This is a genomic window from Providencia sp. AGC89 (assembly GCF_053543535.1).
This window is the reverse complement of sequence record NZ_JBIXLP010000060.1, coordinates 379992-395908: the sequence shown is the minus strand read 5'-3', so window position 1 is coordinate 395908 and position 15917 is coordinate 379992. Positions and strand designations below refer to the sequence as shown.

Annotated in this window: 14 protein-coding genes; 8 read left to right on the top strand and 6 right to left on the bottom strand. The window is 41.4% G+C overall.

All coding sequences use genetic code 11. The features are described from left to right. The first annotated feature begins 39 nt into the window (after positions 1 to 39). The 5 genes from ACIPUA_RS10250 to ACIPUA_RS10230 are packed head-to-tail and all read left to right on the top strand — an operon-like array spanning position 40 to position 6230. Positions 40 to 1281, top strand: a complete 1242-nt coding sequence (locus tag ACIPUA_RS10250; RefSeq protein WP_449059625.1) for an NRAMP family divalent metal transporter — start codon at positions 40 to 42, stop codon at positions 1279 to 1281. Positions 1282 to 1295: 14 nt separating this feature from the next. Beyond that, positions 1296 to 2072: a LamB/YcsF family protein gene (locus ACIPUA_RS10245; RefSeq protein WP_449059624.1), complete on the top strand. Its 777-nt coding sequence runs from the start codon at positions 1296 to 1298 to the stop codon at positions 2070 to 2072. Beyond that, the gene (locus ACIPUA_RS10240) at positions 2072 to 2878 is read left to right on the top strand and encodes a putative hydro-lyase (protein WP_042844401.1); all 807 of its coding nucleotides are present in this window, start codon (positions 2072 to 2074) and stop codon (positions 2876 to 2878) included. The genes ACIPUA_RS10245 and ACIPUA_RS10240 overlap by 1 nt, the downstream gene beginning before the upstream one ends. A gap of 9 nt (positions 2879 to 2887) precedes the next feature. Beyond that, positions 2888 to 4492, top strand: a complete 1605-nt coding sequence (locus ACIPUA_RS10235; protein ID WP_048607482.1) for a 5-oxoprolinase subunit B/C family protein — start codon at positions 2888 to 2890, stop codon at positions 4490 to 4492. Beyond that, positions 4470 to 6230, top strand: a complete 1761-nt coding sequence (locus ACIPUA_RS10230; protein WP_449059659.1) for an acetyl/propionyl/methylcrotonyl-CoA carboxylase subunit alpha — start codon at positions 4470 to 4472, stop codon at positions 6228 to 6230. The genes ACIPUA_RS10235 and ACIPUA_RS10230 overlap by 23 nt, the downstream gene beginning before the upstream one ends. Before the next feature lie 41 nt (positions 6231 to 6271). Here the strand turns inward: ACIPUA_RS10230 and ACIPUA_RS10225 are convergent, their stop codons facing one another. Beyond that, positions 6272 to 6541 carry a hypothetical protein gene (locus tag ACIPUA_RS10225; protein ID WP_048607480.1) on the bottom strand — a complete coding sequence of 90 codons (270 nt, stop codon included), beginning with the start codon at positions 6539 to 6541 and terminating at the stop codon, positions 6272 to 6274. Between the two features lie 361 nt (positions 6542 to 6902). On the opposite strand from ACIPUA_RS10225, the gene ACIPUA_RS10220 reads away from it, so the two are divergent. Next, positions 6903 to 7445, top strand: a complete 543-nt coding sequence (locus ACIPUA_RS10220; protein ID WP_042844397.1) for a DUF924 family protein — start codon at positions 6903 to 6905, stop codon at positions 7443 to 7445. A 75-nt stretch (positions 7446 to 7520) separates the two neighbouring features. Here ACIPUA_RS10220 and ACIPUA_RS10215 read toward each other — a convergent pair whose 3' ends face one another. The 5 genes from ACIPUA_RS10215 to ACIPUA_RS10195 form a co-directional block, all read right to left on the bottom strand. Then, on the bottom strand, positions 7521 to 8114 hold the full coding sequence (locus ACIPUA_RS10215; protein WP_048607478.1) for a TorD/DmsD family molecular chaperone: 594 nt from the start codon (positions 8112 to 8114) through the stop codon (positions 7521 to 7523). A gap of 257 nt (positions 8115 to 8371) precedes the next feature. Then, on the bottom strand, positions 8372 to 9148 hold the full coding sequence (locus ACIPUA_RS10210) for a dimethyl sulfoxide reductase anchor subunit family protein (protein WP_042844395.1): 777 nt from the start codon (positions 9146 to 9148) through the stop codon (positions 8372 to 8374). 1 nt (position 9149) lies between these two features. After that, a complete protein-coding gene (locus tag ACIPUA_RS10205; protein ID WP_042844394.1) occupies positions 9150 to 9767 on the bottom strand; it encodes a DMSO/selenate family reductase complex B subunit in 618 nt (205 codons plus the stop codon). An 11-nt stretch (positions 9768 to 9778) separates the two neighbouring features. Further along, positions 9779 to 12208 carry a DMSO/selenate family reductase complex A subunit gene (locus ACIPUA_RS10200; RefSeq protein ID WP_449059623.1) on the bottom strand — a complete coding sequence of 810 codons (2430 nt, stop codon included), beginning with the start codon at positions 12206 to 12208 and terminating at the stop codon, positions 9779 to 9781. A 300-nt stretch (positions 12209 to 12508) separates the two neighbouring features. Beyond that, positions 12509 to 13759: a mechanosensitive ion channel family protein gene (locus ACIPUA_RS10195; RefSeq protein ID WP_042844392.1), complete on the bottom strand. Its 1251-nt coding sequence runs from the start codon at positions 13757 to 13759 to the stop codon at positions 12509 to 12511. 331 nt (positions 13760 to 14090) lie between these two features. On the opposite strand from ACIPUA_RS10195, the gene ACIPUA_RS10190 reads away from it, so the two are divergent. Further along, positions 14091 to 14615, top strand: a complete 525-nt coding sequence (locus ACIPUA_RS10190; RefSeq protein WP_048607476.1) for an anti-virulence regulator CigR family protein — start codon at positions 14091 to 14093, stop codon at positions 14613 to 14615. A 439-nt stretch (positions 14616 to 15054) separates the two neighbouring features. Next, complete coding sequence (locus ACIPUA_RS10185; protein WP_129466357.1) at positions 15055 to 15903, top strand: D-amino-acid transaminase; 849 nt, start codon at positions 15055 to 15057, stop codon at positions 15901 to 15903. The last annotated feature ends 14 nt before the right edge of the window (positions 15904 to 15917 follow it).

Sequence of the window (15917 nt, the reverse complement as noted above, 5' to 3'; positions counted from 1 at the left end):
ATCAATAATTAAAACAATAACTATTAGAGGAGTATGCATATGGCCGCTCAAGAAAGCGCATCAACGACCGCAGAGTATGTGAAAAGCCGCCGTTCTTCATTAATAAGTGCAATTTTTTTGATGGCAACTTCTGCCATAGGTCCTGGATTTATTACACAAACAGCAACCTTTACTGTCACATTAGGTGCGGCATTTGCGTTCGGTATTTTAGCGTCTATCGTGATTGATTTTGTTGTTCAGCAAAATATATGGCGAGTCGTGACATTAACGAAAATGCATTCATCAGAAATTGCTAATGCCACAATCCCAGGAAGTGGCTATTTACTTGCCATATTGGTTATTTTTGGTGGGCTTATTTTCAATATTGGTAATATTGCTGGTGCAGGTTTAGGGCTAAATGTACTTGTTGGTCTCGACCCAAAATGGGGAGGGTTAATCAGTGCATTGCTGGCGATTTATATTTTCTCATCCCGTAAAGCAAGCACATTTATTGACAGGCTCATTATTGGGTTAGGTGTAGTGATGATTGGCCTAACGTTATTTGTGGCTATTGCATCAAACCCACCTGTTGGCGAGGCTCTACGTCAAAGCGTATTACCGGATACGGTTGATTTTGCCATGATAACCACCATTGTCGGGGGAACCGTTGGGGGATATATCTGCTATGCAGGGGCGCACCGCTTATTAGATAAAGGTGCAGTAGGGATTGAAAATATAAATATTGTGTCGAGTGCAGCAACCAAAGGCATCTTAGTTGTTGGTTTGATGCGCTACATTTTATTCCTTGCGATCTTAGGTGTGGTTGCAAGTGGTGTAACGATTGATATTTCAGGGCATGCGGCTAACCCTGCATCTCAAGCATTTCAGGCAGCAGCAGGTAACTTTGGTTTACGTATTTTTGGCTTAATTTTATGGGCTGCGGCACTGACCAGCGTGATTGGTGCAGCTTATACATCAATGAGTTTTTTAACGGCATTTAAATCATCAATTACCGAAAGGCAGCGTAATGTCGCGACCATCCTATTTATTGCTATTTCATTAATTGTTTATTTATTTATGGGAACAGCGCCTGCCGCATTATTAGTATTTGCAGGTGGTTTCAATGGGTTAATCTTGCCTATTGGATTGACCTTGTTTGTTTATATTGGTTGGAAAAGAACTGATTTGATGTCGGGGTACCACTATCCACGTTGGTTATTATGGTCTGGGGTTATTACCTGTGCCTTAACTTGGTATATGGGTGTTATGTCTGTCAGTACAATCTTTAATTATCTGAAGTAACCCAAGGGGCGATGATGAAAAAACAAATCGATTTAAACAGTGACCTCGGGGAAAGTTTTGGTCAATGGAGTATGGGGAATGATGCAGCGATCCTTCCCGTGGTTAGCAGTGCTAATGTTGCTTGTGGGTTCCATGCGGGGGCACCAGAAGGCATATTAAAAACACTGCAAGCGGCTCAAGATAATGGGGTTGTGGTCGGTGCTCATGTTGGTTATCCCGACTTAGTTGGTTTTGGTCGTCGTAATATGGATATTGCTACTGATGAATTAATGGCGGATGTTATTTACCAGATTGGCGCTCTGCAAGGGCTAGCTACCGCCGTTGGGACTCAAGTACGTTATGTTAAGCCCCATGGGGCACTGTATAACACGATTGCTCACGATAAGCGCCAAGCGATGGCTGTGATTAATGCAATGTTAGCTATTGATAATCAATTGATATTAGTCGCATTAGCGGGCTCGCCATTGATTGTATGGGCAAGAGAAAGTGGGTTGAATGTGGTGGCTGAAGCCTTTGCGGATAGGGCTTATAACAGCGATGGCACGTTAGTTTCACGTCGATTAGAAGGCGCAGTTTTACATGACCCGCAATTAGTTGCACAACGCATGTTGCAACTGGTTAACGAAGGCGGGGTGATGTCAATTGATGGCCAATTTACTCCGATTGAAGCTGGGTCGATTTGTGTACATGGGGATAGCCCCGGTGCGTTAGAAATGGCACAGGAAGTACGTAATGTATTAGAAAATCAAGGCATTGAAATTCAGGGTTTTGTGCATAGAAGGGATAGCTAATGACGCAACTTATGAAGGCATCGCAACAAGCGATTGATGCGGCACGCGCCGCCAGAGAAGCTATTCGTAGTGGTTATGATAAACCAACAGCAGGGCTTGCCCGCGGAATGACACAAGCCAATATGATAGCCTTGCCCCGTGACTGGGCGTTCGATTTTTTATTATACGCACAGCGTAACCCTAAGAGTTGCCCAGTGCTAGATGTATGCGAAGCAGGGAGTTGGCAAACAAGCCTTGCAGACGGAGCTGATTTACGGACAGATATTCCACGTTACCGTGTTTGGGAAAATGGGCAGTTAGCCGCGGAAATTACAGATGCGACAGAGATTTATCAACAACATCCAGATTTAGTCACCTTTCTTATTGGTTGTAGCTTTACATTTGAAACGCCAATGATTGAGGCGGGTATTGATATACGGCATATCACTGATCAATCGAATGTCCCCATGTTTAAAACGAATCGATTATGTCGCCCCGCGGGGCGTTTGCAGGGGGAATTAGTTGTTTCAATGCGCCCAATCCCCGCTGACCGCATCGCGGATGCCGTGAGTATTACTGGGCGCTTTCCCGCGGTTCATGGAACGCCTGTTCATGTTGGTGCACCTGAGCAGCTTGGTATTCAGGATATTATGCGCCCTGATTTCGGTGATGCCGTCAGAATTGAAAAAGGGGAAATTCCGGTATTTTGGGCATGCGGAGTGACGCCACAAGCGGCAGTAATGAAGTCCGGTGTTCCTTTTGCTTTGAGTCATGCACCCGGTTATATGTTTATTACTGATGTTCCTGATGCTGCATATCATATATAGAGGTGCCCATTGCGATTTTTACCCGTCAATTTAAGTGCCTTCATGGTTGAATTGGATAGCCTTGAACAAACAATGGCACTGACAGACTCTTTAACAGAGATACCAATTCATGGGGTTGAAGAAATAATCCCCGCAGCGCGAACCATTTTAGTCCGCTATAACCCGTTTATTGCGGAAGAAGACAACTTGGTTAAATTGATTTCCTTGAGGGATATCACCAAAGCTAAAGCGAAGGCTAGCAAGCTTGTGACAATTCCTGTCCATTATAATGGACAGGATTTACCTGATGTTGCCCAGTTCCTCGGTGTTTCTGTTGATGAGGTGATCCGGCGACACACACAAAATGAGTATCAAGTTGCTTTTAGTGGTTTTGCGCCGGGTTTTGGGTACATGGTTTCTAAGCATGCTCAGTTAAATGTCCCAAGGCGCCAATCACCTCGAGTGCGGATACCCGCAGGTTCAGTGGCTTTGGCTGGGGAGTTTAGTAGTGTTTATCCGCAAGCAAGCCCCGGGGGCTGGCAGTTAATTGGTGTAACCGAGTTATCAATGTGGGATATCAACCGCCCTGAACCAGCCTTAGTGCAGGCAGGGACCCGGGTCAACTTTGTTGATGCACAGAAAAGTCAGGTTAGTTATAGCTTACCCACAAAGAACCTAAGCATAGAGCAACCTGAAAATACGAAAGCAGACATAATCGTGTTGGCTACGGGTTTACAGACGTTATTCCAAGATTTAGGTCGAGTAGGCCAGTCAGCATTAGGGATTTCAGAATCCGGTGGTATGGACAAATCAGCACTACGTAGTGCTAATCGTATTGTGGGGAATTTATCTGACGCAGCGGTATTAGAAATTACTCAAGGTGGCTTTAAAGCTCAAATAAATAGAAATTTAGTAGTTGCTGTTACAGGCGCCTCCTGTGTGATTGAGGTGACAACCGCTAGCAATCAACAATATCAAGTTAATCCTTATCAACCTGTACATTTAATCAAAGGGGATGTGATTAAACTTGGGAGTCCAAATAAAGGTGTACGCAGTTATTTAGCTGTACGGGGTGGGTTTAATGTTAAACCTATTTTATCCAGTTGTTCATTCGACACTTTGGCACAGGTTGGTCCTGCGCCTCTTAGGGTTAATCAGGCACTAAGCATTAAGACGAGCTCACCGATATCAGCAGTTTCTTTATCAGAAACCCCTGCATTTGATTACCCAGATGCAGATGATGTTGTTGTGCTTGATGTGGTTTTAGGCCCTAGAACTGATTGGTTTACAGAGCAAGCTATTGATAAGCTAACAAATCAATTGTGGCAGGTAACAGCCGCATCAAATCGTATAGGTTTGCGTTTGTCAGGTGAGAAACCTTTTGAGCGTAAAAAATTACAAGAATTGCCGAGTGAGGGGACTTGTATAGGCGCTATCCAAGTTCCAGCGAATGGCCAGCCAGTTTTATTTTTAAATGACCATCCATTAACCGGAGGGTACCCAGTTATTGGGGCCGTATGTGAATATCATTTAGATTTAGCAGGGCAAATTCCTGTCAATGCAAGAATACGCTTTAATCCACTTGGTGAATTTAAAGAATTACATGGGAGTGATGGTACTGATGAACAAGAATAAAAAGACACACAAAGTATTGATTGCAAACCGAGGTGAAATCGCTGTTCGTATTATTCGTGCTTGCCGTGATTATGGTTTCCAGTCTGTTGCGGTGTATGCAGACAGCGATATTGATGCATTACACGTTAAAATGGCAGATGAGGCATATGGGCTAAACGGGAACTCACCTGCACAAAGTTACTTAAATATTGAAAAGTTAATTGAAGTCGCTCAGAAGTCAGGTGCGACGATGGTGCACCCAGGTTATGGCTTTTTGTCTGAGCGTGCGGAATTTGCCCGTGCGGTGAATGATGCGGGTTTAATATGGATAGGACCAAGTGCGGAGAGTATTGATATCTTAGGTGATAAGGTTCAGGCTCGCCATATTGCTATGCAAGTAGGAGCCCCACTGGTTGTGGGGACAAAAGACCCGGTTATTGATGCGCAGGAGGTAGTTAAATTTGCTCATCAACACGGTTTGCCTATCGCAATAAAAGCTGCGTTTGGTGGAGGTGGTCGAGGTCTCAAAGTCGCGTGGCAATTACATGAAGTTGAAGAACTTTATCATTCTGCTGTACGCGAAGCGGTTGCCGCTTTTGGGCGTGGTGAGTGTTTTATTGAACAGTTTTTGCATAACCCGCGCCACATTGAAGCTCAGGTGATTGCAGATACACATGGTAATGTACTGGTGGTGGGGACAAGGGATTGTTCATTGCAGCGTCGTAATCAAAAATTGGTCGAGGAATCACCCGCGCCATTTTTATCTGAGGAACAACAGCAACAAATTATTAAATCCTCAACAGATATTTGCCGTAAAGCTGGCTATGTTGGCGCAGGCACCGTTGAGTTTTTACTGAGTCAGGACGGGACGTTATCATTCTTAGAGGTGAATACTCGGCTACAAGTTGAGCATCCGGTAACTGAGGAAACGGCAGGGATTGATTTAGTGATTGGGCAATTACGTATTGCCGAAGGTTTACCTTTAAGTATTAATGAGACTCCGAAGCCTCGCGGTCATGCTTTTGAGTTCCGAATTAATGCGGAAGATGCAGGTAATGGTTTTTTGCCAACACCAGGGACAATTACAACTTTTGATGTTCCAACAGGGCCTGGAGTTCGTATTGATAGTGGTGTTGCTGCTGGTACGACGATCCCAGGGACATTTGATTCGTTAATGGCAAAACTGATAGTGGTGGGAAATACGCGAGAACAAGCTATTTCACGCGCCCGTCGCGCTTTAGCAGAGTTTAAGATTGAGGGGGTCGCATCGGTATTACCGTTCCACCGCGCGGTCATGGAACAAGCCGACTTTTGTGACCGTTTTAATGTACATACACGTTGGATTGAAACAGAATTTAGTGTGGAGATCCCCCCTGCAAAGCGCCAAATTCCATCTGCAAACCATCAATTGACTCGCACCTTTATTGAAATTGATGGCAAACGTTGTGAATTAGGCTTACCGGCGCAGTTAATGTCCGGCCTTACCGCAAATAGTGTGCCTCCAACTAATATGATACCACCTAACGGTGAGCTTCAAGCTGCTAGCAACCCTGATGTGGTGAATGCGCCTATCTCCGGTGTGTTGTTTAACTGGTTGATCCCTCAGGGGGACAATGTCGTAGAAGGGGATGTTATTGGCGTAATGGAAGCGATGAAAATGGAAGTGCAAATTATTGCTCATCGTACTGGAACGCTGAAATACCATGCAAATAAAGGTGAGTTTATTGAAGCGGAATCTCCAATTGCTGAAATTATCTAACATGTAATAGTTGTATGGCTTGGGCTGGAAAACGGCTCAAGCTAACGAGACTGGCGCTTAGGTAACGACCTTAATGGTGGGTGTGGTGCAGGAACCGCATGTTGTTCTTCAACGGCCATCTCTTCACTATCACGATAAACCTCACCGCAGAGAAAATAAAGGTTTGGTCGTTTTGATTCTAAGTATTTTTTTCGGCTGACACATTGCTCTTGTGTGAAAATGGTTTCAGTCACGGGCAATGCATCACATGAATCTGTGCCGCAAGGACTAACCCATAATGCCCAACCAATAAGTACCATATGTCCTGCCATTTACATTGCCTTCCTTAAATAAAACCAATATGAAACGCTGATGAGTTATTACGACTATTGAGTATCGGCGGCACCTGATTTACTCACACATTATAAGTGGAATTCTAACATTGAGTTAAATAAATGTATGTATTTAGACATGAAGAATGGCTATATTGACACTAAACAACAAATAGCCAGTGGTAAAAATAACGGTTACAAAATTCACGAGTAGTCAGTGCATGATTTTTTAGTGATAGCACGCAAAGAAACAAAATAATTATCTGCAAATAGCCATTTTTAGAGCTCAAGCCTATTAATTAAAGTGATTTTTAACTAGGATTTAAATAACCTCTATTAAGAAAAGTGATAGGAATAAATTATGAATACCATGGAAGACGTGCTTTCCTTTTGGTTTGAGGAATCTACGCCCAAACAGTGGTTTGAGAAAAGTGCTAAATTTGATTTGGCGATAGCACAGCGTTTTTCGCAAATCTGTGAGCGTGCAGCTAAAGGTGAGTTGGCTTATTGGCGAGCGTCTATACGGGGGCGGTTAGCGGAAATCATTGTGTTGGACCAATTTTCACGTAATTTATGGCGCGATACGCCAAGGTCTTTTGCTCAAGATGGTATGGCATTAGCTTTAGCTCAAGAGGCGATTAAACAGCATGATTATAATTTGCTGACCTTATCACAACGTAAGTTTATTTTGATGCCTTATATGCATTCGGAATCTAGCTTTATTCATTTGCAGGCTGTTGAACTATTTCGCATGTTAGGTGATGACGCGACTCTGGATTATGAAATGCGCCACAAGGCTATTGTTGATAAATTCGGGCGTTACCCGCATCGCAATAACATTTTAGGTCGGGTATCAACACCAGAAGAAGTTGCATTTTTACAAGAACCTAACTCTTCATTTTAGAGGCACTTGAATAAATGCATTGCTAAATGGGCTCTCAGCTATCTATTGAGAAGCTCATTTAGCAACATTAATCATTTAGCGAAATAATTCAACTTTCGCGGGGGATAACCCTAATTCTTGTTGTAGTGATTTTAAATATATCTCAGTGATTTGGGCTAGGCATGGATAGAACAGTGTTTCTGTTTTGGACTGCTGAACGAGAGCTAAGTAACGGTACGCCCAAGGTAATAAATGTTGCTCAAATAATACCGTGATTGCGGCTTCTTGCCCTTGTTCTGCTAAAGCTGAAATTGCCATCATTATTAAACCAAATTGGTCTTCAGGCTCACGGACCCCAGTGTTTGTCACTAACCCTTTGCTTTGTAAGAAATTACGATATTCTGCCGTTGATTCACCCATGACAGTATTGTCATGCTCTAAGTATACTGACCCCCATGGTGGAGCTGGCATACTACCTTGTCCTTCAAATAGGATTGAATAATCATAGCTAATTTCATCAGCTTGTATTGCTGATAATTTGGTGCAAAGTTCTTGTATTTGTTCTGCGTCTTGCCATGAATATAGGGTCGGGATTTCAGGTAACACGGGGAATAAGTTTTTTAAAGTTTCGGATTGGGGTGAATAATAGAAGCAAGCACCCAAAATGCGCAGTAATGTCGTATCAATCATTTTATATCCGTTAATTTATCCGTCATATTTTGAGCTACAGCAGTGTTGACTGCGCTCGTCTATTCAGGCCGCATACTAATGTATGCTTTCTCAGTTATATTCATTTGTCTCCTAGCTGTCATTCAAACTATTTAGGGTAAACGAGTTAAAGCAAAATATATCTGGCAGCTTGAATTTAGTCAGGGCAATGAAATTAAAGTAAAGAACCCCAAATGGGGTTCTTTGATAAACAACTATAACATAGTAACAACAATAGGTTACATGGTGATTTGCCACAAGTTGTAGAACGCAATACGACCGGCAAGTTCAGCTAGTAATACTGCTGCTGCACAGGTGGCTAAAGTCGCTTTTGGTGCGCGTTGCTTTAAGGCCATACCAACGAAAGCCGCTAAGGCGATTGCCAGTACAACAACTTGAAATCCCCAAAAACCAGTTTGTTCACTACTCAGTGCCGGACCTGTTTCGGTTAAGAAAGCTTGGTAACTAGCTCGGCTTGCAAAAATAGCAAATGTACCGACCAGAAACGATGCAATACCTAAACCTCGAGCACCAATAACAATAGCTAACGCACCGCCACCGACTAACATGGTCATCCACATTTGTAAGGTGGTGTAGCCCGTATTCCAGTTAGCAATAGTTGCGATATTGTAGACTTGCGGGATTGACCAAACAAAAGCAAGCCCTGAGATCACCGCAGCAATATTTGCCAGCTCACGTAATAGCGTGTGCTTGAAAAATAAGGTGAAAAACAGTGTTGCGGCAGCACAACCAACAAAAACGCCACTTAAGAAGGCTTCATTACTCATTGGTGAACGACCAACGCCAAGCAGCATATTGAAGAAACGTAGGGGTTGCCCTACGTGTAACCCACCGATACCTAAGCCGATGATCATGATGATAAAGGCAATAATATTGGCTGTTTTTAATTGGTTATCGTCAATCGAACCCATTTTACGGCTTAAATAAGCAAGCAAGAAAAGCCCAGCGGCTGATTGTCCTAAGACAGTGAAAAAAACCAGTGGTAATTCATGCATTTTACACCTCCGCAGGGTTTTTTAGTTCGCCACTTTTATCGCCAAATGGCTTCGCATCTTTATGTGGCTTAATGACAATATTTGGGTTTGTTAGGCTAGGATCTGGCATTGGAGCAATACCACATTCAGTGCCATGTAGTTCACGTAGAACATTAATATCATCAAAATCTAAAGCACGCTGTGGGCAAGACTCAACACAAACGGGTTTCATTCCTTGTGCCACTCGTTCATAACATCCGTCACACTTGCTCATCAATTTTTTCTTTTCATCAAATTGCGGTGCACCATATGGACATCGCAATTCACAGTAGCGGCAACCAACACAAATTGATTGGTCAACAACGACTAAACCATCTTCTTCCCGTTTATGCATGGCGCCTGTTGGGCAACCCGCGACACACGTTGGGTTTGAGCAATGGTTACATGAAATAGAAAGATAGTAATTGAAAACGTTTTGCTGCCATATACCATCTTGTTTTTGCCAACTACCACCACCAAACTCATAAACACGACGGAATTTGGGGCCTAAATCTAAATCTTTTTCATCCTTACAACTGACTTGGCAAGTTTTACAGCCAGTGCATTTTGTGGAGTCAAAGTAAAAGCCATATTGTTTCATCATTTAACTCCTTAAGCGCGTTTAACTTCAACAAGGTTGGTATGTTGTGGCGTTCCTTTTGCAAGTGGCGAAGGAACATGTGAGGTTAGCGTGTTGATACAACCGCCTATATCTAACCCCTCATTATTGAGAGCTCGCCATGCACCTTGTGGAACAGCGATAACACCGGGTAATACACGCTCTGTAACTTTCACTTTGATTTGAATACGACCACGGTCATTAAAAATTTCAGCAATATCACCATTGTTCAATCCACGTTGTTGTGCATCGATTGGGTTAAGCCAAAATTGGTGAGGAATCGCTTCACGCAGCATGGCAACGTTATAATAAGACGAATGCACATGGCCTTTATCGTGGAAGCCAGTCATTAATAACGTATGTTTTTGTTGCGCTGCTTGTGCTTCAACGCCTTCTTTATTCACACAATATTCTGGAATTGCAGGAATACGCTGACCTTCTGGTAATTCCCAGTTTTTCACACGTTCAGCTAATTGTTCCGAGTAGATTTCGACTTTACCTGACGGTGTTTTCAACGGGTTGTTTATTGGGTCTTCACGGAATTTCTGTAGTGCGACATTTTCTGCACTATTCAGGAATTTACGGTCGATGATACCCGCACCATCGGTTTCACTGAACTCAGGTAAATGCGGCATTTTTTCACGCGTTTTGTTATAGCAGAACTCAATCCACTGTGCGTATGTACGCCCTTCGGTAAATTGTTCTTTAACGCCCATTTTTTCAGCAATTTCAGCTAGGACATCATAGTTAGGGCGGTTTTCCCATAGTGGCTCAATTGCATTTTGTAGGCGAACTAAGTAATGGTAGGCCCCACTTGCATAGGAGTTATTAATCAAATCGTTAGTTTCAACGGTTGTTACATCCGGTAATAGCAAGTCCGCATATTTTGCTGATGGGGTGTCATGGTTATCCCAAACTAAAATGAATTCACATTTTGATTCATCTGCAAGAATTTCATGGGTTTTGTTTAAATCACCATGTTGGTTACCAATCACATTACTTGAGTAACACCACATAAACTTGATGTCGTTATTTAATTTATCGACACCTTTGATACCTGCGTTTTCAGCCGTAAGCTCTTTACCCCTTACAATGGCTTCAGACCACATATAAGTTGGGATCAGTGCCTTGACTGGGTTAGGTAAGCCAAAACCCGCTACAGGATATGCATAGCTATTACCCCATAAACCAGTATTGGTACCTGCACGACCGATATTGCCAGACATTAGCGGTAACATCATAATTGAGCGACAGGCTTGCTCACCATTTTCGGTGCGTTGTAAGCCCCAACCTTGTGAAATCCATGCGTGATTAGCATTACCAATTTCGCGAGCAAGTTGTTTTATCCGCGCGACTGAAATTCCAGTCAGTTTGCTCGCCCATTCTGGCGTTTTAGCTATTCCGTCAGGGCCATTACCTAAAATATAATCTTTGTAAGATGCATTGCGTGGCGCAGAAGCGGGTAATGTAGATTCATCCCAGCCAACACAGTATTTATTTAGGAACTCTTCATCCGTTAGCCCTTCTTGGATCATTACATAGCCCAATGAAGCAACTAATGCCGCATCAGTTCCCGGGTAAATAGGGACCCATTCTGCGCCTAGTGTTGTCACACTATCGGTGCGGCGAGGGTCAATAATAATCACTTTTGCTTTGCTTTTGTCCAAGGCATTTAGCATTTCATAGAATTGACCACCACCTGACATACGAGTTTCTGCAAGGTTATGACCAAACATGACAACTAAATCTGAGTTTTGGATCTCAGATAAATAAGACTCTTCAATGCCGCCATACACATAAGGAGTAATTTCCATTAATTGAGCGTATGAATAAGTCCCATAGTCACCTAAGAAGCCACCCGTTAAACTTAATAAACGTTTACACGCTGCACGCCCGTGCAAGTTCGCCCCTGTAGAGCCGGAGCCATACTGATAATAGATGGCATCACTACCATACTTATCAATGGTATATTTCAACTTCTCAGCGATGATGGTAGTGGCTTCATCCCATGTGATTTTTTTGAATTTCCCTTCACCACGTTTACCAACGCGTACCATTGGGTATTTTAAACGATCAGGGTTATAGGTTTTCCAACGAACTGAGCGACCGCGTAAGCATGGACGAATTTGGTGTTCGCCTAAAGTAGAGTCGTCATACATGGTCTCATTTGAGATACGGCTGATAACACCATCTTTAACATGAACCTTTAATGGACAACGGCTACCACAGTTAACTAAGCATGCGCTATAGCTGATTTTTTCGCTGACTTCGTCAGGCATAATTGCTGGTGCTTTTGCTTGTGCAGCAAAGGGAAGGGTGATTGAGCCAGCAACTGCGGTGACACCCGCAACTGTTGCAGAGGTTTGTATAAACTCCCTCCTGCTCAGTTCTCCAAATTGAGTATTTTTTTTAATTTTATGCATTGACATTGCCTATATGTAAATAACAACATTACTATCTTGTTTTATATGTTAAAAAAAGTTTCTGCTGAGTTACATGACTTACATCAATGTTACCCCTGATAAGTAAAATGTATTTATATAATTTATAAGGCTTTTTTCTGTCAAGAAGAGGGTGGTAGTTCTGTTTTAATTAACTATCGCTATATTTAATTTCATATAATGGTAGGAGGGGAAAGCAGGCAAAAGAGGGATTTCTCCCTCTTTAAATTACTACTTTAGTTGTAGATAAATAAGAAATATTAACTAATCACTAAGTGTTAACTATTTTTCTGTAGATTTACCTATCATTCTAACATCATTTCCGGTAGGTGATTGATGTACCGCTAAATTAAATTGTGGCAGGATAGAAAATATATGGTCAAAGATATCGGACTGAATTCGTTCATACTCGACCCATACCGTTGTATTGGTAAATGCATATATTTCTATTGGTACACCATTTGAATCTGACTCAAGTTGCCTAACCATAATCGTCATATTTTTATGAATATTCGGATGGGATTTCAAATAGGCTTCAATATAAGCACGGAAAGTCCCAATATTGGTTAACTTACGTTGGTTCAATGGGATAGCTTTATCATCAGGAATATTAGAATTATAAATTTGAATTTCTGATATCTTCTTATCGAGATAAGGCTCAAGTAAATTGGCTTTAATGAACAGCTCTGTTTCATCAGGTTGTAAAAAATGCACGCTGTTGGCATCTAATCGGACACTACGCTTAATACGGCGGCCACCTGAATCTGTCATTCCTTTCCAGTTTTTGAACGAATCGGAAATGAGAGCATAAGTTGGGATTGTTGTAACGGTATTATCCCAGTTTTGTACTTTCACAGTCGTTAAACCAATATCGATGACTGCACCATCAGCGCCATATTTAGGCATTTCTAACCAATCACCAATGTTCACCATATTATTGGCTGAAAGTTGGATCCCTGCGACTAAACCCATTATAGGGTCTTTAAAGACTAACATCATGACCGCAGTCATTGCCCCAAGGCCACTTAAAATAATTAGCGGAGATTTGCCAATTAATAGGGCGATGATCATGATACCAATTAGAATAGAAGCAATTAGCTTAATACTTTGGAATATGCCCCGAAGTGGCAGGTGGGCTGTTCTTGCAGCCCGCTGCAATACACCGAGGATAATATCAAGAATAGAGTAAAGCGTTAATAAACCAAATAATAAACACCACGCCTGTGAACCGACTTTAAGAACAGCTTGTGCCGTTGAACCAGGATGCAACCATAAAGTTGCTTGGATATTGACGACCACCCCTTGAATAACAAACGCAAAGCGATTGAAAAGGTTATGTTGAGTAATTAAGTGAGGCCAACTACCTGCAAATTTTTGCCCACGCTTTTCTAACCGTGGAAGTAATAGTTTATGCAAGATAAGGTGTAATACACAGGCAACTATGAGAATTAACCCGAGCACCATGAGTAAAGAGGCGAGGTTAGCATAATCTTGGTTGAATTGACGTACCCAGTCTAGCAGTTGCTGCTGCATGTTTTCTCCTTTTATGTCGTTCTGAGATATGTTCCGCTATAAATTCTTTTTTAATCGATAAACCTTATCATATGTATAGTAAAATTTCATCATTGGTAATATTAAACACTGTCCTAATTTTCATAAGTAGTATTAAGTATGAGTAAATGTATTACTGAATATAAGGGCTAAAGGGCATCAATTATAAATGAAGGTATTCTGTAAGTTAGGTGAATGGATAACATTTACATAACATTACTTACGATAAGCATTATCTGATTGTGGTGGTTCATTACTAAGCATAATGTTCTATACATTACACGACGTAGGTCTAATTCTGTAGGAGCTTGTTATGAACACATTTAAATTGAAAAAATCGGCATGTTTGTTTCTCTTGCAGTTCATCTTATTGCCTGCGGTCTTTATTACGCCATTAGCAGCTAACTCATCCCCGAATGGTAATCAGGGACAAGGAAATGGTAATCATGGCGCCGGAAATGGCAAGGGACATCAGAAAATCCATGGTAATAATAAAGGGGCTCATGTCCAAGCAAAAAATAATGCTAAATCCAATAAATATTATGACAAGCAAAGAAATGCTAATGTTAATTTTACCGTGAGTTTTGGTAACGTTAGGCCTTTAGCAATTGAATATGGTTTAACCGGATATCAAGGTTTACCACCGGGTATTGCTAAACAAGTTAGTCGGGGGAAACCACTTCCTCCAGGTATTGCTAAGAAATCACTACCAGCGGGTTTCACCTCTCAATTACCAGTGTATGTAGGTTATGAATGGAAAATAAGTGGAAGAGACTTGCTTCTTGTTGCGGTCGGAACAGCAATAGTCGCGGAAGTTATTGAAAATGTTTTTGAATAAAAAAAACGACCTTGATTTCAAGGTCGTTATGCAAAAACGATGCAAATTAACGCTAATGATGAGGTAAATAAACGGTTCGGTTGATTAAAAAATAAGTTACATAAAACGTTTTGACAGCAATTCAACAACTTCTTGTATACTACTGATAAATTCTTTAATGCTATTCATCATTGACTCCGAATATGAAAATGTGATCCAGATCACTTAAGGCTATTTTAGCTTTCAGCGTGTTAATGTCAAGGTGATATATAAAATATATTTTAATTTTTAAACATATTTTTAAGCTGAAATGGCGTAAATGGGTTCAAGTGTATTTGCCTGCAAACCTACGAGAAATAATCATACAAAAATGAAATATGTGAAGGGATAAAAAGCATTAATTTCAATATGGTGTATGGTTAATCTTATAAAAGATAAAAGTTGATTGATAAAGGAATCTATCTCAATGATTACTTATGTTAACGGTCAGTTCTTACCTGAAGAACAAGCGTCTGTATCGGTTTTTGACCGGGGGTTTCTCTTCGCAGATGCCGTGTATGAAGTGACGGCCATTATCAATGGTAAGCTAATTGATTTTGAACATCACATGGCTCGTTTACAGCGCTCATGCAAGGAGCTACAACTTTTAATGCCTTGTAGCGTAGCGGAGTTAAAACAGATTCATTTGCAGTTAATTCAACAAAATAGCTTACAAGAAGGGCTTATTTATTTACAACTGACTCGTGGTAATGCAAAAGTACGTGATTTTTTATATCCAGAGACAGGTACTAAGCCAACCTTAGTATTATTCGCACAACAGATGAATATTATTGATAGCGTAAAAGCTAAGACTGGAATTAAAGTGGTCACAGTGGAAGATATTCGTTGGCAACGTTGTGATATTAAAACGGTTTCATTGCTTGCGGCGTCAATGGCAAAAGAATTTGCTAGGCAGCAAGGCGCTGATGATGCTGTTTTTATTAAAGATGGTTATATTACAGAAGGAAGTTCTAGTAATTGTTTTATTGTGAATCGTGATAATCAACTACAAACTCGAGGCTTGAGTAATATAATTTTACCTGGAATTACTCGCCGGGCTGTTATTGAACTTGCTGGGGAGCAGGGAATAGAGCTTATTGAAAAGGCTTTTACACTAGATGATATGTTAGCAGCAAAAGAGGTATTTATTACTTCAGCGACAACATTAGTTTGGCCTATTGTAAAAGTAAACAATCAAGTTATTGGTAAAGGTGAGCCGGGAGAAATTGCAATCCGGCTACGTGAAATTTACCTACAAAAAACCCAATAAAATAAGCAGATATG